Origin of the sequence: Auraticoccus monumenti (genome assembly GCF_900101785.1) — a bacterium.
In the GTDB taxonomy this organism is placed as follows: domain Bacteria; phylum Actinomycetota; class Actinomycetes; order Propionibacteriales; family Propionibacteriaceae; genus Auraticoccus; species Auraticoccus monumenti.
Genome location: NZ_LT629688.1, coordinates 462,878 through 484,870 on the forward strand (window position 1 = coordinate 462,878; position 21,993 = coordinate 484,870).

The window sequence follows — 21,993 nt, forward strand, 5'->3', positions numbered from 1 at the left end:
GACGGGTCGGGGTCTGCCAGACTCCATGCGTGCCCGCCGTGATCCCAGCCCCCCGGTCCGTGCACGAGCTCGAGGGTGAGCTCGTGCTTCCTGCAGGTGCGACCGTGAGCGGTCCACCGGAGGCGAGGGCGGTGGTCCGCCGGCTGCTCTCCCCCGGCACCGGCCTGGCCCTGGAGGCCGCCGACCGGGGCACCCTGGACGTGGCCCTGGACGACTCCCTCGGCGAGGAGGCCTACCGGCTCGAGGTGGGCGACGACGTCCGGATCACCGCCGGCGGACTGGCGGGCGTCGGCTGGGCGGTGCAGACCCTGCGCCAGCTGCTGCCGCCGAGCACGTTGACCCCGGGCGGCACCGGCGAGGCCCTCGTCCTGCCCCGGGTGCGGATCGAGGACGAGCCCCGGTTCGGCTGGCGCGGGGTGATGATCGACGTCTGCCGCCACTTCATGCCGCTGCGCGACCTCTACGCCTTCGTCGACCTGCTGGCCCTGCACAAGTACAACGTGCTGCACCTGCACCTGACCGAGGACCAGGGCTGGCGCTTCGAGAGCCTGCTCCATCCGCGACTGCACACCGTCGGGAGCACCCGGCCGCAGAGCCAGATCGGCCCCGGGGGCCCGCTCGACGGCACCCCGCACGGCGGCTGGTACACCCAGGACCAGCTCCGCAGCCTGGTCGCCTACGCCGCCGAGCGCGGCATCACGATCGTCCCCGAGATCGAGTTCCCCGGGCACGTCACCGCCGCCCTCAAGGCCTACCCCGAGCTCGCCGTCCCCGGCCACCGGGTGGACGAGGTGGGCATCGCGCCGGGCATCTACGACAACGTGATCAGCACCGACGACGCCTCCATGGCCGTCGTCCTGGACGTGTTCACCGAGCTGCTCGACGTCTTCCCCTCGACCTTCATCCACGTCGGCGGGGACGAGGCGCCGCGGGTGCAGTGGCTGGGCAGCGAGGAGAGCACGGCGCTGGCCGAGCACCGCGGGCTCCCCGACGCCGGGCACCTGCAGCGCTGGTTCACCGAGCAGCTGCGGGACTGGCTGGCCGAGCGCGGACGCCGTCTGATCGGCTGGGACGAGATCTGCGACGAGGGTCCGCTGCCCGGCGCGGCGGCGATGGCCTGGCGGGGACCGGAGAAGGGCGTGGAGGCCGCCCGAGCCGGTCTGGACGTGGTGATGGCCCCCATCACCGCCACCTACTTCGACTACTACCCCTCCGAGCTGGCCGAGGAGCCCTACTCGATCGGCGGGCTGATCACGACCGAGACCGCCTACGGCTTCGAGCCGCTGGAGGGTCTGGACGAAGCCAGCGCGGCCCGGGTGCTGGGGACCCAGTGCCAGGTGTGGACCGAGTACATGCCCGACCTGTCGCGGGTGGAGTACATGCTGTGGCCGCGGGCCTGCGCCCACGCCGAGGTGGCTTGGTCGGACCCGGCTGGACGCTCCTTCGCCGAGTTCAGCGAGCGGCTGGCCCAGCACACGGCCCGGCTGGACGCCCTGGGCGTCAACCACCGTCCAGAGTCCGGTCCGCTGCCGCACCAGCAGGGTGGCACCGGGGTGTTCCGCCGGATCAACTGACGCCGATGGGCTTCACCCGAGCCGAGCTGGAGTCCTTCCGCGACGCCGTCGTGCCCGACCTGGTGGGGCCGGGTCTGCGGCTGCTGTTCGTGGGGATCAACCCCGGGCTGTGGACCGCCGCCACCCGGACCCACTTCGCCCACCCCGGCAACCGGTTCTGGCCGGCGCTGCGCCGGGCCGGGGTGGTCGACGTCGACGTGGACCGCTCGACCGGCTTCACCGAGGACGACCGAGCGGCCGTGCTGGCCCGGGGCATCGGCATCACCAACCTGGCCCCACGGGCCACCGCACGCGCCGACGAGCTGACCCGCGAGGAGCTGCGGGAGGGGTTCGCCCGGCTGGAGGCCACCGTGACCGAGCACCGGCCGGGGGTGGTGGCGGTGGCCGGCATCACCGCCTGGCGGACCGCCACCGGACGTCCGCGCGACCGCCTCGGCCGCCAGGACCAGGAGCTGGCCGGAGCCGCCCTCTGGCTGGTGCCGAACCCCAGCGGGCTGAACGCCCACGAGACCCTGGACTCCCTGGCCCGCGCCTACGCCGCCCCCGCCGTGGAGGCGGGTCTGCTCCCCTTCCCCACGACCGACGCCTGACCCCCCGCCCCGCCTGACCCGTCCGTCCCGTCCCCGCGAGGCCCTGCCTGCGAGGGCCTGCCTGCGCGGCCCTGCCCCGAGTCCGTGCCCGGCGAGATCCCACGTTGCCCCGTCTAGGCACACCTAGCCCCGTCTATAGGCGGGGGGACGTGGGTGCAGACGGGGCAACGCGGACGTGATGGGGCAACGTCGGTCGTGACGGGGCGAAGGGCCCGCGTAGAGACGGCCCTGCTCTCCCTCGGACGGCGGCGGCGCTCCACCCTGGCCCGCCTCACCCACGGCCCGCGGCCAGATCGGCACGCCGCGCCCGCCTCGCCCCTGACCCGTCCCGGCCAGCCCAAACACGCCCCGGGCGACCCCTCCCCGCGAAATCCCACTTAGCCCCCTCTAGGCACACCTAGCCCCGTCTATAGACGGGGGTACGTGGGCGCAGACGGGGCAACGTCGGTCGCGTCGTGGTGGCGCGCCGGGGGGATTCGCGCTGAACTCTCCGTATCGGTTGCCGGTGGACGGACCTTTCGTGGCGTACAATATGAATTGTCGTCGAAGCCGGTATCACAAGAACTTCTTTCCGCTCAATGGTCACTTTGTCGCTCGAAACCGTTGATTCTCTTGGCGAGGGGGTGACACCCTCACGGCATGCCCCTTCCTGAGCCCTCCTCGTCGACGCCTGCCACCACCGTCCGTCCGGCCCGTGACGGTGAGCATCTGCCACCGGACGTGCCCCCGCTGCGACCCAGCAGCGACGACCCCTGGCGTCGCAGCCTCGTCGCCGAGCGCGACGGGGTCGCCGTGGGAACCGCCACCATCGCCCTGGCCGCCGTGACCGACACCTACTTCTGCGAGGTCCACGTCACCGAGCCCCTCCGTCGGCAGGGGATCGGGACCGAGCTGTACCGGGCGGCCTGCACGGCGGCGGCCCGCCCGCTGCCGGTGATCGGCCGCGCGATGGGGTCCCAGCCGCTGAGGCGGCAGTTCGCCGAGTCGATCGGGTGCGAGGTGGCGGTGCACTGCCCCGAGCCCTGGGCCGACCCGACGACTGAGCCGTGGCGGCGGTGGATCGACGAGCACCCCGTTCCGGCGGGCTACCGGGTGGCGCCGGTGCGCGAGCACGATCCGGCGGCGGTCGAGGCCGCCTGGAGCAGCTACTTCACCTGGTCCCACACACCGTTCGGGGACGTCCGCACCGAGCGGCTGCCCCAGGCGTGGCTCCGCTACAGCGCCGGGCTCGACCGCGACCTGTCCATGGTGGCGAGCGACGCCCACGGTCAGCCGGTCGCCCTCAGCCTGGTGTCCCCCGACGTCTGGGACGGTCGGACGCTGGTGGTCAGCGAGACGGTGCAACGCGACCAGCCCGCCGGCACGACGCTGCTGCAGGCGGTCGTCGCCGCGTCGCTGCGGGTCCTGGGCCAGCGCGGCACCCGGCTGGTCGAGCTCGAGGGCCACAGCACGGACACCCACTCCCCCGAGCTGGTGGCCAGCCTGCCCCCGCACGAGGCCGACCCGATGGACCTGCTGCGGCTCCGACGCCTCCCCGGCACGCCCGCGGCTGTCGGAGCGGGTCGTTAGGGTCAGCAGCATGCAGACACCACCGATGGGGGCCCACGTCGACCAGACCGACCCGATCGCCGAGGCGCGCGCCCGCGGCGCCCAGCTGTCGCAGTTCTTCCTGGGCGACCCGCAGGGGTGGAAGGGGCCGGTGGTGGCCTACGCAGGCGGCGCCGCGGCGCTGAGGGCCGACGCCGAGGCGGCCGGGGTGGCGCTCTACGTGCACGCCCCGTACGTGCTCAACGTGGCCACCACCAACAACCGGATCCGCATCCCCAGCCGGAAGCTGCTGCAGCAGACGGTCACCGCGGCGGCCGAGATCGGGGCGGCCGGGGTCGTCGTGCACGGCGGCCACGTCGGCAAGGACGACGACCCGGCCAAGGGCTTCGACAACTGGCGCAAGGCGGTCGACCAGCTGGACGCGCCGGTGCCGATCCTGATCGAGAACACCGCCGGCGGCACCAACGCGATGGCCCGCCACCTCGACCGGATCGCCCAGCTGTGGGAGGCCGTCACGGCCGCCGAGGGTGGGGACCGGGTCGGCTTCTGCCTCGACACCTGCCACTTCCACGCCGGGGGCGAGGAGATGTCGGGTCTGGTCGACCGGGTGCGCGCCATCACCGGCCGGATCGACCTGGTGCACGCCAACGACTCCCGTGACGCCTTCGACTCCGGCGCGGACCGCCACACCACCTGGGGCCAGGGTCAGGTCGACCCCGAGGGCGCGCTGCAGGTCGTCCGCGAGGCCGGGGCGCCGATCGTGGTGGAGACGCCTGGCGAGGGGCACCTGGACGACCTGGCCTGGCTGCGGACGGCGTTCGCCTGAGCCGACGACCGACGACCGACAGCAAGTACTTTCCAACCAAGAAAATACTTGCTAGTTTTCACTCATGTCCTCCGCGCCGCACGAATCCACCGCTCTCCTCGACCAGGCCGACCGGATGGGCCGCGCCGCCCTCCGGGCCAGCCGGACCTACGCCACCTACCTCGTCCTGTTCGGCCTCGTCTGCCTGGGCACGCTGACCCTCTTCGCCACCGCCCCGCTGCGGGTGGCGCTGCTGGTCGGCATGCCGGTGTTCGCCGTCGCGGTGACCCTGCTCAGCGTCTGGCAGGGCCGCCAGCCGGCCCGCCCGCGCCACATGACGGCGGTGCACCTGACCACGATCGGCGTCTTCGCGGCGCTCTGGGCCGGCAGCATGGTGCTGGGTACCCGGTCCGGACCAAGCTGGTTCCTGGTCGGTGGCGGTGCCATCGTCGTGGTCACGTTGCTCGCGGCCGTGGTGGTCACCAAGCTGGCCCGGCGGTCCGTCGCCGGCGGCACCGACGCCCGCCCGGTCGCCCCGTGACCACGTCCGAGCACCCCAGGCACCGGCTCGACGAGGTGGTGCACGCGCCCGTGCGCTTCTCGATCCTGGCCTTCCTGGCCGGGGTGGACCGGGCCAAGTTCGCCCTGGTCCGCGACACCGTCGAGGTGTCGGACTCCACCCTGTCCAAGCAGGCCACGATCCTGGAGTCCGCCGGCTACCTCGAGATCCTGAAGGGCCACGTGGGGAAGCGTCCCCGCACCTGGTTCCGGCTCACCCCCGAGGGCCGGACGGCCTTCGCCGCCCACGTCGCGGCTCTGCGGGAGCTCGCCGGGGGTTGAGCGGTGCGGGGACCCTCCCCGCCGGTCAGCCGGCGGCCAGGCGCCGGCGTCGCACCTCGGCCCGCAGCCGCTCGGAGGTGATCCCCGCCGCGGCCAGCAGGTGGTGGCCAGCCCCGCCCTCGGCCCGGGCCACCCCGAGCAGCACGTGCTCCGTGCCCAACCGGCGGTCCCCCAGCTCCAGCGCCTCCCGCAGGGAGTGCTCCAGGCTCTGCCTCGCCCCCGCGTCGAAGGGGATGTGGCCGGTGAGCGCCTTGCGCTGGGCGGCGGCGGTCCGCTCCAGCGCCCCCGGGCCGAACGACTCCTCCACCCGGGTGCGGACCTCGTCGAGGTCGATCCCCAGCCGGGCCAGCCGGTCACCGTCGGGCGCCGGACCAGCCGCGCCGGGCAGCCGGTCCACCGCCGCCCGGACGTCGACGGCCCCCATCCCCAGGGCGGTCAGCAGCTCCGCCGCTGCCGTGTCGGGCCCGTGGACCGCCTCGGCCAGGCAGACCAGCAGGTTCTCGCTGCGGACCGTGGACTGGCCGCGACCGCGGGCGTCCTCCTGGGCGAGCACCACGACCTGCTTCGCACCTGCGCTGAACCTCTCGAACATCTCGCTCCCTCACCGTTCCAGTCGTCGGTACTTGCGGTGCACGGCCTGCTTGCTCACCTGGAGCACCGCCGCGATCTGCTGCCAGGACCAGCCCAGCCGTCGCGCGTTGGCCACCTGCAGCTCCTCCAGCGACTCCTGGAGGACCCTCAGCGCGGCCACCGCGGCCAACCCCTCGTGCGGGTCGGGGCTCGAGGCCGCCGCCGTCACTCGTGTCGCATCGGTCATGACGTCAACATATGTTGACGACACTCCTGCGTCAATACTTGTTGACGACCTTCGGTCCACGCTCGTCCACCGGGAGGCCTGACCAGGCTCTCGCTAGGCTCGCGGCGTGACCCGCAGCGTGTACATCGCCTCGCCCGAGGGGGTGACCGGGAAGTCGACGGTCGCCCTCGGCCTGCTCGACCAGCTGGTGCGGGAGGTGGGCTCGGTGGCGGTGCTGAGGCCCCTCGTGCACGGCGACCAGCGCGACACCATCATCGACCTGCTGCTGGACCAGCCGGGGATGGAGCAGCACTACGAGGAGGCCCTCGGCGTCAGCTACGCCGACGCCCACGCCGACCCCGACGAGGCGCTGAGCCGGATCGTGCACACCCACGGCGAGCTGGCCGAGCGCTACCGCGCGGTGCTCGTCCTCGGCTCGGACTACACCGACGTCTCCACCCCCACCGAGCTCGCCCTCAACGCCCGGATCGCCTCCAACCTCGGCGCCCAGGTGGTGCTGGTGGTCAGCGGCGTCGACCGCGGCCCGGAGGACGTCGTGGTCACCGCCGAGCAGGCCCGGGCCGCCTTCACCGCGGCCCACGCCCAGGTCACCGTGGTGGTCGCCAACCGCGTCGCACCGGAGCGGCTGGAGGCCACCCGCGAGCTGCTGCTGGAGCGCCTGCCCGGGCTGACCACCGCTGCCCTGCCGGAGAGCCGGGTGCTGTCCGCGCCGTCGGTGCGGCGCCAGCTCGAGGCCGCCAGGGCCACCGTGCTGCGCGGCAACGACAGCTGGCTGGACCGGGAGTCCCTCGACGTCCTGGTCGCCGGGATGACGCTGCCCAACGTGCTGACCCGGCTCCGGCCGGAGATGACGGTGATCGCGGCCTCGGACCGCCCCGAGGTGCTGGCCGGGCTGGTGCTGGCCCACCGCTCGGGCACCTTCCCGCCGCTGGCCGGGATCATCCTGGTGGGTGGGTACGAGGTGCCGGAGTCGATCATGCGGCTGCTCGAGGGCGTGGACTCCGACCTGCCGATCGCGGTCACCGACCTCGGCACCTTCGCCACCGCGGACCGGCTGTCGCGGCTGCACGGGCCGATGATCGTCGGCTCCACCCGCAAGGTGGAGGCCGCCCGGACGCTGTGGGCCGACCACGTCGACTCCGCCGCCATGTCCGGGGTCCTGGACCTGCCGCCCACGACGGTGCGGACCCCGCTGATGTTCGAGTACCAGCTGCTGGAGCGGGCCCGCTCGGACCGGCGCCACATCGTGCTGCCGGAGTCCGGGGACGAGCGGGTGCTGGAGGCGGCGGCCATCCTGCTGCGCCGCGGCGTCGCCGACCTGACCCTGCTCGGGGAGGAGAACGACGTCCGCGCCCGGGCCTCCGCCCTCGGCTTCGACCTCGACGCCGCGCGGGTGGTCTCCACCCGGGACCCCGAGCTGCTCGAGCGCTTCGCGGCCGAGTACGCCCGGCTCCGCGCCCACAAGGGCGTCACCCCGGAGCAGGCCCGGGAGCGGCTGGTCGACGGGTCCTACTTCGGCACCATGATGGTGCAGCTGGGGCTGGCGGACGGCATGGTCTCCGGCGCGGTCAACACCACCGCGCACACGATCCGGCCGGCGCTGGAGTTCGTGAAGACCCGGCCGGGGGTGCGCAGCGTCTCCAGCGTCTTCCTGATGTGCCTGGCGGACCGGGTGCTGGCCTACGGCGACTGCGCGGTGATCCCCGAGCCGACCGCCGAGCAGCTGGCCGACATCGCGGTCTCCTCCGCCGACACCGCCCGCGCCTTCGACATCGAGCCGCGGGTGGCGATGCTGTCCTACTCCACCGGCAGCAGCGGGTCCGGCGCGGAGGTGGAGAAGGTGCGGGAGGCCACGGCCCTGGTGCGCGAGCGCGCCCCGGAGCTGCCGCTGGAGGGGCCGATCCAGTACGACGCCGCCATCGACCCCTCGGTGGCCCGGACGAAGCTGCCGGACTCCCTGGTGGCGGGCCGGGCCACGGTGTTCGTCTTCCCCGACCTGAACACCGGCAACAACACCTACAAGGCGGTGCAGCGCAGCGCCGGCGCAGTAGCCGTCGGGCCGGTGCTGCAGGGGCTCAACAAGCCGGTCAACGACCTCTCCCGCGGCGCCACGGTCGACGACATCGTGAACACCGTGGCCATCACCTGCGTGCAGGCCCAGACCCTCTGACCGACGGCCCGCTGCCCTGACGAGGGGTCAGTTGCTCCCCCGGCCCGTCCTACCGGTCCCCGACGACCCCGCGGGCCCAGGCCCGCGCGGTGGAGTCGGCGAGCTCGCTGATGTGCTCGTCGGGGAGGACGTGCTGCACGCTCCCCCCGACGGCGAGGGTGGCCACACCGTGGGCCAGCGCCCACAGCTCAGCGGCCCGTCGGGTGGTGTCGGCCTGCGCAAGGTACGGGCTCAACGCGGCCTCGAACCGCTCCTGGACCCCTGTCGCCTGCCGGAGGAGGTCCTCGTGCTCCGTCTTGTCGACCCCGTGGGCGAACATCACCTCGAAGCGGGCGGGGTCCTGACGGGCGAAGCTCAGGTACTCGGTGGCGAGCTGCCCCGCCAGGTCGGTGAGGGCGTCCGCAGCGGGCAGCCGTGCGAACCGCTCCTCGAGCTCGGTGAATCCCCGGACCGCCGCGGCGGCGAGCATCGCCCCGCGGTCGGCGAAGTGCCGGTAGGGGGCGGAGGAGGAGACCCCCACGCGGCGGGCGGCCTCGGACACGCTGAAGCCACGGGCGCCGCGCTCGCGCACCAGCTCCGTCGTCGCCGCCAGCAGCGCGTTGCGCAGGTCGCCGTGGTGGTAGCCACGCTCAGCACCCACCGGTCCACCTGCCATGTTGCATGCCCTTACATTAGCGTCTAACCTCATGTGAGAACTTGACACATCCAGTGGTGTGCCGTGCCCCCAGCACGCACGCCGACCAGGAAGGCACCGCATGCGCTACGCAGGAACCACGGCTCTGGTCACGGGGGCGAGCTCCGGCATCGGCGCGGAGTTCGCCCGGCGTCTCGCGCGCCGCGGCGCCGACGTCGTCGTGGTGGCCCGCCGGGCTGACGTGCTCGACACGCTCGCTGCCACCATCCGCTCCGAGACGGGACGGCAGGTCCGTGTGGTCGCGGCCGACCTGTCCGAGGACCGTGCCGGGTACCGGCTGGCCGGACACCTCGCCGAGGCCGGGGTCAGGGTCGGCACCGTCATCAACTGCGCCGGGACCGGTCTGACCAAGGACTTCGTGGACAGCAGCCAGCAGGAGATCAGCCGGCAGCTGCGCGTCAACGCCGAGGCGACCGTCGACGTCTCGCACGCGTTCCTCCCGCAGCTGCTCGAGTCCGGTGAGGGCGCGCTCGTCAACGTCGCCAGCCTCACCGGCTACCTCCCGGTTCCGGGGATGGCGGTGTACGCGGCATCGAAGGCGTTCGTCATCCGGTTCACCGAGGCACTCGCCCACGAGCTGCGCGGGAGCCGGCTGACCGTCCTGGCCCTCTCCCCGGGGCCCACCGCGACGGAGTTCTACCGCGCCTCGGGCACCCCCACCACCGGGGTGCGCTTCCAGACCCCGGCCGAGGTCGTGACGACCGCGTTCCAGGCGCTAGGACGCAGGAACCCACCGCTGAGCGTCATCTCCGGGACCAGGAACCGCTGGCTCGGGCGGGTGGCCACGTCGCTACCCACCCGCACCCTGCTGCACCTCACGGCACCACGGCCCGCCGCGTCCTGACCCCACAGACCACGTGCCCGGAGCACGGTGCCGAGACGGCCCACGAGCCAGGAGCGTCCGTTCAGCGGTGCTGGGGTCGGGCTGGGTAGCCTGCCGGTCATGCGCAGCGTCCTCGTGCTCAACAGCGGCTCCTCCTCGCTGAAGTACCAGCTGGTCGACGCCGACTCCGAGGAGGTGCTGGCTGAGGGGGGTGTGCAGCGCATCGGTGAGAGCGGCGCGACCTCCAGCCACTCCTCCGGCGGCCGGCGCACCGACGGCGACGGCCGACCGGTGGCCGACCACGCCGAGGCCCTGGCCCTGGTGGTGTCGGCCTTCGCCGAGCACGGGCCGCACCTGGACGACGTCGACCTGGTGGCCGTGGGGCACCGGGTGGTGCACGGCGGGGACCGCAGCGAGCCGACCGTGATCACCGACGAGGTGCTGGCCGAGATCGAGGACCTGCAGGTGCTCGCCCCGCTGCACAACCGGGCGGCGGCGACGGGCATCCGCGCGGCCCGCGAGCTGCGTCCCGACCTCCCGCACGTGGCCGTCTTCGACACCGCCTTCTTCGCCTCCCTCCCCGCCGCCGCGAGCACCTACGCCATCGACGCCGAGGTGGCCGCCCGGCACCGGATCCGCCGCTACGGGTTCCACGGCACCAGCCACGCCTGGGTCTCGGCCCGCGGCGCTGAGCTGGTCGGCCGGCCGTTGTCGGAGCTGCGCCAGATCGTGCTGCACCTGGGCAACGGGGCCTCGGCCTCGGCCGTCGACGGCGGCCGCCCGGTGGACACCTCGATGGGGCTGACCCCGCTGGAGGGGCTGGTGATGGGCACCCGCAGCGGCGACCTCGACCCGGCCGTGGTGCTGACGCTGGCCCGCGCCGGCTGGAGCACCGAGGACCTGGACGCCCTGCTCAACAAGCGCTCCGGGCTGCTCGGGCTCAGCGGGGTCAACGACTTCCGCGCCCTGATGGAGCGGGTGGACGCCGGCGACGAGGCCGCCCGGCTCGCCCTCGACGTCTACGTGCACCGGCTCGTCCGCTACGTCGGCGGCTACCACGCCCTGCTCGGTGGGGCCGAGCTGCTGACCTTCACCGCCGGGGTGGGTGAGAACGCCCCCCGGCTGCGGGCGGCGGTGGTGCAGCGGCTGCGCCCGCTCGGCTTCGTCCTGGACGAGGAGGCCAACGGCGCCGACCGCCGGGACGCCCGCACCATCTCGACCCCGGACTCCCCCGTCACGGTGGCCGTGGTGCCCACCAACGAGGAGCTGGCCATCGCGCGGCAGGCGCTGGAGGCGGTCGGCTGAGCCGTCGCTGGCGCCCGGAGGGGCGGTTCGGCAGGCTACGGGCATGGCCCCTGACATCACGTCCCTGACCACCGAGACCGTCGACGAGTCGCTGGCCGACCTCGACACCCGTCCGGTGGGCGAGCTCGCCGCCCTGATGAACCAGCGCGACCAGGAGGTGCCCCGGGCCGTCGAGGCGGCCCTGCCCCAGATCACCGCGGCCATCGAGGCCGTGGTCGAGCGGATGGCCCGCGGCGGGCGGCTGGTCTACGTCGGCGCCGGGACGCCCGGGCGGCTCGGGGTGCTGGACGCCTCGGAGTGCGTCCCCACCTTCAACACCCCGCCCGGGCTGGTCACCGGTCTGATCGCCGGCGGGCCGACCGCGCTGACCACCGCGGTGGAGGGCGCCGAGGACTCCGCCGAGCTCGGCCGCGAGGACGTCGCAGGGCTCGGGGTCGGCCCGGACGACGCGGTGGTGGGCATCGCCTCCAGCGGCCGCACCCCCTACGTGCTGGGCGCCGTGGAGGCCGCCCGCGCGGCCGGCGCGCTGACGGTCGGGCTCTCCAACAACGCCGGCTCGGCGCTCTCGGCGGCGGTCGACCGACCGATCGAGGTGGTGGTGGGCCCGGAGCTGGTGACCGGCTCCACCCGGCTCAAGTCCGGCACCTCGCAGAAGCTGGTGCTCAACATGATCTCCACCATCACGATGGTCCGGCTCGGCAAGACCTACGGGAACCTGATGGTCGACGTCCGGGCGTCCAACGAGAAGCTGGTGGCCCGGGCCACCGGGATCGTGCAGCGCATCGCCGACGTGGACGCCGGGACGGCCGCCGCGGCCCTGACCGAGAGCGACCTCTCGGTCAAGGACGCCGTGGTCCGGCTCCGGCTGGGGGTCTCCGCCGAGGAGGCGCGCACACGACTGGACGCCGCGGGCGGACGCCTCCGCGAGGCCCTCGGCGAGGCCTGAGCGGGTCTGCGCCGTCGCCGCGGGGCGTCCGGGGGAGGAACCCCGTCGGATCAGCCCTGCAGCAGGGACTGGGCCCCGTCCACCCACACCTCGGTGCCGCTGATGTGGCTCGAGGCGTCGGAGGCCAGGAACAGCACCAGCTGGGCCACCTGCTCCGCCGACCCCGGCTCGCCGCCGGTCAGCGGGATCTGCCCCCGCGGGAACTCGACGGGGATCATGACGTCCTCGTTGGCCGCCTCGGTGTTGTCGGAGATCTCGGTCTCGATCGCGCCGGGGCAGACCACGTTGAGGCGGATCCCCTTCGGCCCGAGCTCGACGGCCAGCATCTTGGTCAGCGCCACCTGCCCGGCCTTGCTGCTCGCGTAGGCCGAGGCGCCGGAGTTGGAGAACATCCGGGTGCCGTTCACGGAGGAGACCACCACCACCGAGCCGCCCTGCCGCTTCAGGTGCGGTACCGCGTGCTTGATGGTGAGGAAGGTCCCCGTGAGGTTGATGTCCAGGGTGCTGCGGAAGTCCTCCGCCGTGAGCTCCTCGATCCCGGCCCAGGTCCCGTTCACCCCCGCGTTGGCCACCACGACGTCGAGCCGACCCAGCTCCTGGACCGTCCCCTCCACGGCGGCGACCAGGGCCTCCTCGTCGCTGACGTCGGCCAGCAGGGTGATGGCGCGCCCGCCGTCCCCCTCGATCTCGGCCGCCGCCTCCTCGAGCTCCTCCGCGGTGCGACCCACCAGGGCCACCGCCGCTCCCTCGCGGGCCAGCAGCCGCGCCGAGGCCCGGCCGATCCCGGAGCCCGCACCGGTCACCAGGGCCACCTTGTCCTGCATGCTCATCTCCGTCGCTCCTCCCTCGGCGCCCGACGTCCGGCGGCCGCCACGGGACGACCCTAGCCACCGTCCCGGGCGGCGGACCGGGCGGTGGTGACCCCGGTCCCGGGCGTGCTGTCCACTAGCCTGAGCGCCATGACGACTGCGCTGGTGACCGGGGCGACGGCGGGGATCGGGGCCACGTTCGCCCGCCACCTGGCCTCCCGCGGGCACGACCTGGTCCTGGTGGCCCGCGACGAGGAGCGGCTGCGGGTCTCGGCCGCCGAGCTCTCCCGGGTCTACGGGGTCGAGGTCGAGGTGCTCCGTGCCGACCTGTCCGACGTGGAGCAGACCCGGGCCGTGGCCGCCCGCGCCGAGGACGCCGACCGGCCAGTTGATCTCGTGATCAACAACGCCGGGTTCGGGCTGCACAGCCCGCTGCTGGACCCCGACACCAGCACCCACGAGCGCGCACTGGACGTGATGTGCCGGGCGGTGCTGCTCATCGGCGGCGCCGCGGGCCGCGCCATGAGCGCCCGCGGCAGCGGTTCGATCATCAACGTCTCCAGCACCGCCGGGTGGGTCACCCTCGGCCACTACTCGGCCATCAAGGCCTGGGTCACCGCCTACACCGAGGGGCTGGCGGTGGAGCTCCGGGGCACCGGGGTCACGGCGACGGCGCTCGCGCCGGGCTGGGTGCACACCGAGTTCCACGAGCGGGCCGGCATCCGCGCCGGGAAGATCCCCGAGATCGCCTGGGTGGACGTGGACCGGCTGGTCGGCGAGTGCCTGGACGACGCCGCCCGCGGCAAGGTGATCAGCATCCCCACCCGACGCTGGAAGGTGGCCATCCAGGTGGCCCGCCACACCCCGCGCCGCACCATCCGCTGGGTGTCGTCGGCGCTCAGCTCCTCCCGACGCCCGCACTGACCGAACCCGAGAGGCCACACATGACCGAGTCCGTCCTGGACGCCGTGCCGGACCCCCGCGAAGCACCCCCGGTGCGGTGGGGGGTGGTGGCCCCGGGTGGCATCGGGCGCACCTTCGTCCGCGCCGTCCAGCAGCACACCCGCTCGGAGGTGGTGGCGGTCGGCTCCCGCAGCGCCGATCGGGCCGCCGACTTCGCCCGGGAGCACGGGGTGGCCCGCAGCCACGGCAGCTACGCCGAGCTGGTGGCCGACGACGAGGTCGAGGCGGTCTACGTCGCCTCCCCCCACTCCGAGCACGCCGAGCAGGCGCTGATGGCCCTCGAGGCCGGCAAGCACGTGCTGGTCGAGAAGGCCTTCACCCGCAACCTGGCCGAGGCCGAGCGGGTGCTGGCCGTCGCCGAGGAGCGGGGTCTGTTCGCCATGGAGGCCATGTGGACCCGGCACCTGCCGCACGTGGCCGCCATCCACCGGCTGCTGGCCGACGGGGCGATCGGGGAGGTCATCTCGGTCACCGCGCAGCACGGGCAGGCCTTCCCGCTCGACCCCGGTCACCGGATGTACGACCCGGCGCTGGCCGGCGGCGCGCTGCTCGACCTCGGGGTCTACCCGGTGTCCTTCGTCCTCGACGTCCTGGGGGCACCGTCCTCGGTGTCGGCCTCGGGCTCGCTGACCGAGACCGGGGTGGACGGCCAGGTCGCGCTGACCCTCGGCTACCCCGGTCGCGCCCAGGGGGTGGCCCACACCACGCTGTGGTCGCGGACGCCCAACGCGGCGTGCATCAGCGGGACCACCGGGCGGATCGAGGTGGAGCGCACCTTCTTCACGCCGACCACCGTCACCGTGGTGCCGCACGAGGGCGAGCCCCGCGAGCTGGACGGCAGGATCGAGGGCGGGTTCCAGTTCCAGGTGGCTGAGGCGGCCCGCCGCATCGCCGCCGGTGAGCGGGAGAGCCCACGGATGAGCTGGCAGCACACCCGCGACGTGATGGGCGTGCTCGACGAGGCCCGGCGCCAGGTGGGCGTGCGCTACCCCGGGGAGTGAGCCCGGACGACGCCGTCCGGGTCGGCCCCCGCCCGCGGCGCCGGGCGGGGGCGCTCCGCTGACCCCGGGGAGGCTCGGCCGGCCTGCGCTGCGGACCCCTGACCGGGCGGCTCAGCGGCGCGGGGCGTCCGGACCCGGGCGGTCGTCCTCGGAGGCGTGCTGGGGACGCTGGGCGTCACCGGGGTCGGCGGCGTAGGCGCCACCGGTGGAGCGGTCGTCACGGGTCAGCCGCTCGCCGAGGGAGCGCTGCCCCTGCTGCTCGTCGTGCTCGTGCCGGTCGTCGCGACCCTGGTCGCCGTGCCCGGTCAGCCGCTCGCCGAGGGAGCGGTGCCCCTGCTGCTGGTCGTGCTCGTCGTGACCGTGGCGGGCGTCGCGGCCCTGCTCGTCATGACCCCGGTGGTCGTCGCGGTGCAGGTCGTGGTCCTGCTGGTCGTGCGCCGGGCGCCCGTGCTGGTCGCCGTCGCCAGAGCCGCCGCGGGGGTCGAGCTCGGCGGCCCGGCGCAGCGTCTCCTCGTGCTCGGCCCGGCGGGCCGAGGCCGCGGACTCCTTCTCACCCGCGGCGGCCTGCAGCCGCTCGGCCTCGGCGGCGCGGCGCTCGGCCTCGGCGGCCTGCTGCTCGGCCTCGGCGGCCTGGCGGTCGGCCTCGGCCTTGACGCGGCGGGCCTCCGCCTGGGCGCTGCGGGCGTCGGCGTCGCTCTCCCGGACCTGCAGCTGCTGCTCGGCGGAGCGCTCGCGCAGCCTCTCGGCCTCCTTGGCCTTGGCCGCCTTGCGCCCACGGGTGAGGAGCAGGACGAGGACCACCGCCAGCAGGACGACGGCGACCACGATGATGACGATGACGACGGGATCCATGACCGCTCCACTCTCGACAGGTTGACCTCGAACGTACTGCACCCCCACCCCGACGCGGGTGATCCAGCGGCATCCCGCCCGCTCGAGGACGCGACGCAGACGGTCACCCACTGTTCACCCGTCGCGGCGGAAGCTGTCGGTCCCCTCTGGCAGGGTCGGACCATGCCGAACCGCACGTCACGCCAGCTGGCCGCCGTCGCCGCCACCGCCCTGCTGGGCGCCTCCTCGATCGCCGTCGGGTCCAGCCAGCCCGCCGAGGCCGCCCCTCCCGGCTCGGTGCGCTTCGCCACCTTCAACGCCTCGCTGAACCGGGCGACGCAGGGCGGGTTGGTCGCCGACCTGTCCACGCCGGACAACGCGCAGGCCCGCACCATCGCCGAGATCGTGCAGCGCAACCGGCCCGACGTGGTGCTGCTGCAGGAGTTCGACCACGACGCCGCCGGCCGGGGTGTCGACCTCTTCGCCGAGAACTACCTGGGCCGCTCCCAGGACGGGGCCGACCCGATCGAGTACCCGTACTCCTTCAGCGCCCCGGTCAACACCGGGGTCCCCAGCGGTCTGGACCTCAACGGCGACGGCACGGTGGGCGGTCCGGACGACGCGTGGGGCTTCGGCGTCTTCCCCGGCCAGTACGGCATGGTCGTGTACTCCCGGCACCCGATCGCGGTCGAGGACGTCCGCACCTTCCAGCTGTTCCGCTGGGCCGACATGCCCGGCGCCCTGCTGCCCGACGACCCGAGCACCCCCGAGCCGGCCGACTTCTTCGACGCCGAGGAGCTCGAGCAGGTCCGGCTGTCCAGCAAGTCGCACTGGGACGTCCCGATCCGGATCGGCCAGCGCCAGGTGCACCTGCTGGCCAGCCACCCGACGCCGCCGGTCTTCGACGGCCCGGAGGACCGCAACGGCCGGCGCAACAGCGACGAGATCCGCTTCTGGTCCGACTACGTCTCCGGCCCCAGCGCGTCGCGCTACGTCTACGACGACGAGGGCGTGCGCGGCGGGCTGAGGCCGGGCTCGATGTTCGTGGTGGCCGGCGACCAGAACTCCGACCCCGAGGACGGGGACTCCCTGCCCGGCTCGATCAGCCAGCTGCTGGACAACCCGAAGGTCGGCAGCGGCCAGGTCCCCACCAGCGAGGGCGCGGTCGAGGCCACGGAGCTGCAGGGCGGGCCCAACCTCCTGCACACCGCCCCGCCGGCCCAGGACACCGCCGACTTCGCCGAGCCGCCGGGCAACATCCGCGTCGACTACGTGCTCCCCAGCCGCCAGCTGCGCACCGTCGACGCCGGCGTCTTCTGGCCGACCAGCGACGACCCGCTGTCCCGCCTGACCGGCACCTTCCCGTTCCCCTCCTCCGACCACCGCCTGGTCTGGGTCGACGTGCGTGTGCCCGGGGCCCGTTGAGCGCCGGGCAGCCGGTCGGTACGGTGCCGCCCTCCCTCGCGGTCGACGTCCGCCACGAGGGAGGGGGCGGCCGGTCGACGCCCACCGCGGCGACCAGGTGGCAGGGCATCCACCTGCCCTGCCCGGGGTCCGGCCCAGAATGCGTCGCTGGGCCCGGGGCCCTACTCTGAGCGGGTGCCAGGCAGAGAGCGCTACACGTCGCGCACCCAGGCGGGGGCGCGATTCGTGGCCCAGCGGGGTCTGCTGCGCCCGGTGGTCTGGGCCATCACCGACGTGCAGGTCCACGGTCGCGAGAACCTCGACAACTTCAGCGGGCCCTACGTCGTGGTCTCCAACCACAGCAGCCACCTGGACACGCCGTTGATCATGGGCGCCCTGCCGCGCCGGCTCTCCCGCTACCTGGCGGCCGGTGCCGCGGCGGACTACTTCTTCAAGAGCTGGTGGAAGTCCGCCCCCACCGCCCTGTTCTTCAACGCCTTCCCGGTGGAGCGCGGCGGCACCCGCAACCGCAAGGGGCTGGCCGGCAAGCTGCTCTCCGACGGCGTGCCGCTGCTGCTGTTCCCTGAGGGAACCCGCTCCCGGACCGGCCAGATGGCCCGCTTCAAGCCCGGTGCGGCGGCGTTGTGCATCAGCCGCAACGTCCCGTGCATCCCGGTGGCCCTGGTCGGCGCGCACGAGGCCATGCCGCACGGCACGGGCTGGGTGCGCCGCGGACGTCCGCGGGTGCACGTGGTGATCGGCAGCCCGATGTGGGCGCGTCCCGGTGAGGCCGCCGCCCGCTTCTCCGAGCGGATCGCCAAGGTGATCAGCGACATGCACGACCAGACGGCCCTGGCCGTCGGTCTCCCCCGCCTGATCGAGTACGCCAGCCTGGCCGCCGAGCGCGAGGCGCGGGAGGCCCTCCTGGCCCGCGGCGACGACGAGACCCGCGAGGTGATCGAGGAGCAGGCGCAGCAGTCCCTCGGCTCGGGCGAGACGGTGGCCACCGAGGGCCCCGCCGCACCGCCGGAGGACGACGGCGAGGACGGGACGCCGCGGAGGACGCGCGAACGACAGCTCCTCGTGCCTGGCCTGCGCCGGATGGGCACGCGGCTGGTCCGCCGCGGTCCGCGCGTCCCCGAGCGGGGTCGGGGCGACCAGGACCGGGACCGGACGCGCAGGCGTCGCAGCGACGAGGACCGCAGCAGTGCGGACGAGGAGGAGACGTCATGAAGGGCGTGCAGCACATGAAGTGGTGGGGGTGGGGCCTCGACGGCATCTCCTTCCACCACGAGGACAAGCCGAAGTTCGCCCCGTTCGTGCGTGAGCGGGTGGGCATCGACGTCACCACCCCCGCCGCCCGACCGCCGCTGCGCTTCGAGGAGCTCGACGTCCCCGAGCCCCGGCTCGACGACGACCTCCGCAGCACGCTGGCCGGTCTGGTCGGCGAGGAGTACGTGACCACCGACGCCATGGAGCGGGTGGTGCACACCTTCGGCAAGAGCGTCCGCGACCTGATCCGGATCCGCCGCGGCGAGCTCGGCCGGATGCCCGACGTCGTCGTCTACCCCGACAGCACCGACGAGGTGGCACGGGTGGTCGACGCCGTGGTGGCCGCCGACGCCGTGCTGATCCCCTTCGGGGGCGGCAGCAACATCGCCGGGTCCCTGGAGGTGCCGCGCGGGGAGACCCGCACGGTGGTGTCGGTCGACCTGGGCCGGATGAACAAGCTGCTGGAGATCGACGAGGAGTCCGGGCTGGCCCTGATCCAGGCCGGCGCCCTCGGCCCGCACCTGGAGGAGCAGCTGCAGCAGCGCGGCTGGACCATCGGGCACTTCCCCGACTCCTTCAGCCACTCCACCCTGGGCGGCTGGATCGCCACCCGGTCCTCGGGCATGCAGTCCGACCGCTACGGCGACATCGCCGACATCACCCGCGGCCTGACCATGGCCATGCCCGGCAAGGTCCTCACCCTGCGGCCGCTGCCGAGCTCCTCCACGGGCCCGTCGGTGCGCGAGATGGTGCTGGGCAGCGAGGGCCGTCTCGGGGTCATCACCGAGGCCTGGGTGAACGTCAAGCGCGTCGCCGAGGAGCGCGTGGTGCTCGGGTACTTCTTCCCCGACTTCGCCACCGGGCTGGAGGCACTGCGCGAGATCCACAAGTCCGACGCCACCCCGCTGGTGGGCCGCGTCTCCGACGAGCGCGAGACCCAGTTCTCGCTGGCCACGTCCAAGAAGAGCAAGGGCATCAGCAAGTACGTCACGAAGGGGTTGATGGCCTACCTCACCCGCAAGGGCTGGGACCTGCAGAAGCTGTGCCTCAGCTTCATCGGCTTCGAGGGCAGCCGGTCCCACGTGGCCCTGCAGCAGCGGCTGGTCCGTGAGATCGTCACCCGTCACGGCGGCATCGTCGTCGGCAAGGGCCCGGGCGTGCTCTACGACCAGAAGAAGTTCGACACGCCCTACCTGCGCGACTTCCTGCTGGACCGGGGCGCCGCCGCCGACGTGTCGGACACCGCAGCCCCGTGGTCGAAGCTGAAGCCCCTCTACGACAACGTGATCGCCGCCGCCGAGGGGGCCTTCGCCGAGATCGGCTGCCAGGGCTACATCATGTGCCACCTCTCGCACAACTACCACTCCGGCGCCTGCCTGTACTTCACCTTCGCCGTGGCCCACGAGGGGCCGGGCGTGATCGAGAAGTACGACGTGGTGAAGCGGGCCATCCAGTCCGAGTTCATCCGCTCCGGCGGGACGCTCTCGCACCACCACGGCGTCGGGGTCGAGCACTCGCCGTGGCTGGCCGAGGACGTCTCCCCGGCCGGTCAGGAGCTGATCGGCGGCCTGCTGGACTTCGCCGACCCCAAGCACAACCTCAACCCCGGCAAGATCGTCCACACCGGCACCCCCGGCGTCTCGGTGCTGTCCGAGCAGTGAGCGCCCCTCCCGGGACCCCCTGACCACCGGTCGGGGCGTCCCGGGCCCGGCGGGCCGCGGTGGCTCAGCCGCGGAAGCGGTCGCCCAGGTCGACCACGGTGCCCTGGACGGCACCGGTCAACCAGTCCGGGATGTGCTCGTGGCCGGGGGCCGGCTGGGCGCTGAGGACCACCGACAGCGGGCGCCCGGCCTCGGTCAGCAGGGTGGCCATCGTGGCGGTCGGACCGCCCGTCGCCTCCTCCAGGGCCTGGCAGACCGACGCCCGGTCACTGGCCCAGACGTGCTCGAGGAAGATCTCGGTGGTCGCCTCCACCGGGTGCTCGGTGAACCCGAGCATGGCCACCAGCTCGCTGGACCAGGCCCAGACGTCCTCGTCCAGGACGGCGGTGAAGGAGCCCGTGCGGAGCAGCCCGCTGGCGACCGTGCCGGGTTCGCGACGCAGGTCGAGGCTCATGGAGCCTCCGTTCCGACGGTGCTCATGGGGTCCTCGTCTCGGCTGGGTGTGCCTCGCTCGTGCACCGGCCCTACCCACCACCGCCGCGCGCTCACGTCCGCGCCCCGATCGGCTCACCTGGTGGGACCGGGGTGCTGTGCGCTGAGGGCCGACGACCGAGGGGAGGGCGTGTGCCCGGCCGACACCGTCGGTCGTGACACGTCGGCGGTGACGGTGATCAGACCGTCACGGTCGGCACCGTCGGCTCGCCGCGGGGTCGTCGCCCGGGCCGGCTCAGGGCCGCTCGTCCTGGCCCGACCGGGCGGTGCTGAGCGCGAGGGCCCGTCTCGGCGGTCCCGACGCCACGCCCCGTGTCCTGCGGATGCAGTCGCTGGGCGATCGGGCACGGCTCGTCAGTCAGACGAACCCGACCAGCCGTTGCCCTCCCCGAGCCCTGGCACGTGAGCGAAGGGCACCTGGTCTTTTCCTGTCGTCGTGTGGGCTCTCGACACCTCTGGGTACCCCTGTTGCTGGGACGCCGTGAGAGAGCAACGACTCGCTCCGGTAGCCCCACACGGCGCGTCAACTCCGTCCGTGTACGCCACGACGACAAGAGGTGCATCGCATGACGATCAACACTGAGCAGGCCCAGCGCTTCATCGGCGGCCGCAACAAGGTCTACGACAGCAGCGGGGACAAGATCGGTACCGCCGAGCAGATCTACCTCGACGAGACCAGCGGCCAGCCCAGCTGGGTCACCGTCAACACCGGGCTCTTCGGGACCTCCGAGTCCTTCGTGCCCCTCGAGGGCGCCCGCATCGACGGCGACGACCTGGTGGTCCAGTACGACAAGGCCCGCGTGAAGGACGCCCCGCGTGTCGACCCCGACGGCCACCTGTCCGAGGCCGAGGAGGCCACGCTGTACGACTACTACGGCGTCGGCGGCGGCACCCGCACCGGCGGGTACGACGACGTGGACCGCACCCGCGGCACCGACACCCACGGCACCGACACGCACGGCACCGACGCCCACGGCACCGACACCCGCGCCGGCTTCACCGAGGGCCACGACACCTCCGGCCCGACCACCGACGACGCGATGACGCGCTCCGAGGAGCAGCTGCACGTCGGCACCGAGCGCCGCGAGGCCGGGCGTGCCCGTCTCCGCAAGTACGTGGTCACCGAGAACGTGACCCAGACGGTGCCCGTGCAGCGCGAGGAGGTCCGGGTCGAGCGCGAGCCGATCACCGACGCCAACCGCGGTGACGCCCTCGACGGCCCCGCCATCTCCGAGGAGGAGCACGAGGTCGTCCTGCACGAGGAGCGCCCCGTGGTCGACAAGGAGGCCGTGCCGGTCGAGCGCGTCCGCCTGGGCACCGAGACGGTGACCGACCAGCAGACCATCTCCGAGGAGGTCCGCAAGGAGCAGATCGAGACCGCCGGCGTCGACGACGACACCCGCCACGACGGCCCCACCCGCTGAACCGCACCACCAACTGAGAGCAGG

At 73.5% G+C, this 21,993-nt stretch carries 21 protein-coding genes and 1 pseudogene; 16 read left to right on the forward strand and 6 right to left on the reverse strand.

Annotated elements, in window-relative coordinates; genetic code table 11:
• Positions 1 to 38: 38 nt before the first annotated feature.
• The 6 genes from BLT52_RS02145 to BLT52_RS02170 all read left to right on the forward strand — a co-directional run bounded on the left by BLT52_RS02145 (position 39) and on the right by BLT52_RS02170 (position 5,357).
• Positions 39 to 1,574, forward strand: coding sequence for a beta-N-acetylhexosaminidase (locus BLT52_RS02145; protein WP_269457602.1), 1,536 nt, complete (start codon positions 39 to 41; stop codon positions 1,572 to 1,574).
• Positions 1,575 to 1,579: 5 nt separating this feature from the next.
• Positions 1,580 to 2,164, forward strand: coding sequence for a mismatch-specific DNA-glycosylase (locus tag BLT52_RS02150; protein ID WP_090590190.1), 585 nt, complete (start codon positions 1,580 to 1,582; stop codon positions 2,162 to 2,164).
• Between the two features lie 639 nt (positions 2,165 to 2,803).
• Entirely contained in the window at positions 2,804 to 3,733 is a 930-nt protein-coding gene (locus tag BLT52_RS02155; protein WP_090590193.1) for a GNAT family N-acetyltransferase, read from the forward strand.
• Positions 3,734 to 3,743: 10 nt separating this feature from the next.
• Complete coding sequence (locus BLT52_RS02160) at positions 3,744 to 4,538, forward strand: deoxyribonuclease IV (RefSeq protein WP_090590195.1); 795 nt, start codon at positions 3,744 to 3,746, stop codon at positions 4,536 to 4,538.
• Positions 4,539 to 4,602: 64 nt separating this feature from the next.
• On the forward strand, positions 4,603 to 5,058 hold the full coding sequence (locus tag BLT52_RS02165; RefSeq protein WP_157676925.1) for a hypothetical protein: 456 nt from the start codon (positions 4,603 to 4,605) through the stop codon (positions 5,056 to 5,058).
• A complete protein-coding gene (locus BLT52_RS02170) occupies positions 5,055 to 5,357 on the forward strand; it encodes a winged helix-turn-helix domain-containing protein (RefSeq protein WP_090590198.1) in 303 nt (100 codons plus the stop codon). Before BLT52_RS02165 ends, BLT52_RS02170 begins: the two co-directional genes overlap by 4 nt.
• Before the next feature lie 25 nt (positions 5,358 to 5,382).
• On the opposite strand, the gene BLT52_RS02175 is transcribed toward BLT52_RS02170, so the two are convergent.
• Both BLT52_RS02175 and BLT52_RS02185 read right to left on the reverse strand, forming a co-directional pair.
• Positions 5,383 to 5,949, reverse strand: coding sequence for a Clp protease N-terminal domain-containing protein (locus BLT52_RS02175; protein ID WP_157676926.1), 567 nt, complete (start codon positions 5,947 to 5,949; stop codon positions 5,383 to 5,385).
• 9 nt (positions 5,950 to 5,958) lie between these two features.
• Positions 5,959 to 6,174 (reverse strand): helix-turn-helix domain-containing protein, encoded by a 216-nt coding sequence (locus tag BLT52_RS02185; RefSeq protein ID WP_090590205.1) that lies wholly within the window; start codon positions 6,172 to 6,174, stop codon positions 5,959 to 5,961.
• Positions 6,175 to 6,280: 106 nt separating this feature from the next.
• Between BLT52_RS02185 and pta the strand changes: the two genes are divergently transcribed.
• The gene (gene pta / locus BLT52_RS02190) at positions 6,281 to 8,344 is read left to right on the forward strand and encodes a phosphate acetyltransferase (RefSeq protein ID WP_090590207.1); all 2,064 of its coding nucleotides are present in this window, start codon (positions 6,281 to 6,283) and stop codon (positions 8,342 to 8,344) included.
• A gap of 49 nt (positions 8,345 to 8,393) precedes the next feature.
• On the opposite strand, the gene BLT52_RS02195 is transcribed toward pta, so the two are convergent.
• Positions 8,394 to 8,984: a TetR/AcrR family transcriptional regulator gene (locus tag BLT52_RS02195; protein WP_172803972.1), complete on the reverse strand. Its 591-nt coding sequence runs from the start codon at positions 8,982 to 8,984 to the stop codon at positions 8,394 to 8,396.
• A gap of 115 nt (positions 8,985 to 9,099) precedes the next feature.
• Between BLT52_RS02195 and BLT52_RS02200 the strand changes: the two genes are divergently transcribed.
• The 3 genes from BLT52_RS02200 to murQ all read left to right on the forward strand — a co-directional run bounded on the left by BLT52_RS02200 (position 9,100) and on the right by murQ (position 12,112).
• Positions 9,100 to 9,882 (forward strand): SDR family NAD(P)-dependent oxidoreductase, encoded by a 783-nt coding sequence (locus BLT52_RS02200; protein ID WP_090590211.1) that lies wholly within the window; start codon positions 9,100 to 9,102, stop codon positions 9,880 to 9,882.
• A 99-nt stretch (positions 9,883 to 9,981) separates the two neighbouring features.
• A complete protein-coding gene (locus BLT52_RS02205; protein WP_090590214.1) occupies positions 9,982 to 11,166 on the forward strand; it encodes an acetate/propionate family kinase in 1,185 nt (394 codons plus the stop codon).
• 43 nt (positions 11,167 to 11,209) lie between these two features.
• Complete coding sequence (murQ, locus tag BLT52_RS02210; protein ID WP_090590215.1) at positions 11,210 to 12,112, forward strand: N-acetylmuramic acid 6-phosphate etherase; 903 nt, start codon at positions 11,210 to 11,212, stop codon at positions 12,110 to 12,112.
• 50 nt (positions 12,113 to 12,162) lie between these two features.
• On the opposite strand, the gene BLT52_RS02215 is transcribed toward murQ, so the two are convergent.
• Entirely contained in the window at positions 12,163 to 12,942 is a 780-nt protein-coding gene (locus tag BLT52_RS02215; protein WP_090590218.1) for an SDR family oxidoreductase, read from the reverse strand.
• A 129-nt stretch (positions 12,943 to 13,071) separates the two neighbouring features.
• Between BLT52_RS02215 and BLT52_RS02220 the strand changes: the two genes are divergently transcribed.
• Together BLT52_RS02220 and BLT52_RS02225 are read left to right on the forward strand one after the other, a co-directional pair.
• Entirely contained in the window at positions 13,072 to 13,845 is a 774-nt protein-coding gene (locus BLT52_RS02220) for an SDR family NAD(P)-dependent oxidoreductase (protein WP_090596198.1), read from the forward strand.
• Between the two features lie 20 nt (positions 13,846 to 13,865).
• A complete protein-coding gene (locus tag BLT52_RS02225) occupies positions 13,866 to 14,885 on the forward strand; it encodes a Gfo/Idh/MocA family protein (protein WP_090590220.1) in 1,020 nt (339 codons plus the stop codon).
• A 111-nt stretch (positions 14,886 to 14,996) separates the two neighbouring features.
• Here BLT52_RS02225 and BLT52_RS02230 read toward each other — a convergent pair whose 3' ends face one another.
• Positions 14,997 to 15,737, reverse strand: coding sequence for a hypothetical protein (locus tag BLT52_RS02230; protein WP_090590223.1), 741 nt, complete (start codon positions 15,735 to 15,737; stop codon positions 14,997 to 14,999).
• Positions 15,738 to 15,899: 162 nt separating this feature from the next.
• Between BLT52_RS02230 and BLT52_RS02235 the strand changes: the two genes are divergently transcribed.
• The 3 genes and pseudogenes from BLT52_RS02235 (at position 15,900) to BLT52_RS02245 (ending at position 20,053) form a co-directional block, all read left to right on the forward strand.
• Entirely contained in the window at positions 15,900 to 17,141 is a 1,242-nt protein-coding gene (locus BLT52_RS02235) for an endonuclease/exonuclease/phosphatase family protein (RefSeq protein WP_090590224.1), read from the forward strand.
• Positions 17,142 to 17,315: 174 nt separating this feature from the next.
• Positions 17,316 to 18,161 (forward strand): annotated as a pseudogene (locus BLT52_RS21340) (lysophospholipid acyltransferase family protein); the annotation flags it as partial.
• Positions 18,162 to 18,349: 188 nt separating this feature from the next.
• Positions 18,350 to 20,053, forward strand: coding sequence for an FAD-binding oxidoreductase (locus tag BLT52_RS02245; protein WP_090590229.1), 1,704 nt, complete (start codon positions 18,350 to 18,352; stop codon positions 20,051 to 20,053).
• A gap of 64 nt (positions 20,054 to 20,117) precedes the next feature.
• Here BLT52_RS02245 and BLT52_RS02250 read toward each other — a convergent pair whose 3' ends face one another.
• Positions 20,118 to 20,507, reverse strand: coding sequence for a hypothetical protein (locus BLT52_RS02250; protein WP_090590231.1), 390 nt, complete (start codon positions 20,505 to 20,507; stop codon positions 20,118 to 20,120).
• A gap of 604 nt (positions 20,508 to 21,111) precedes the next feature.
• On the opposite strand from BLT52_RS02250, the gene BLT52_RS02255 reads away from it, so the two are divergent.
• Positions 21,112 to 21,969, forward strand: coding sequence for a PRC and DUF2382 domain-containing protein (locus BLT52_RS02255; RefSeq protein WP_090590233.1), 858 nt, complete (start codon positions 21,112 to 21,114; stop codon positions 21,967 to 21,969).
• Positions 21,970 to 21,993 lie beyond the last annotated feature (24 nt).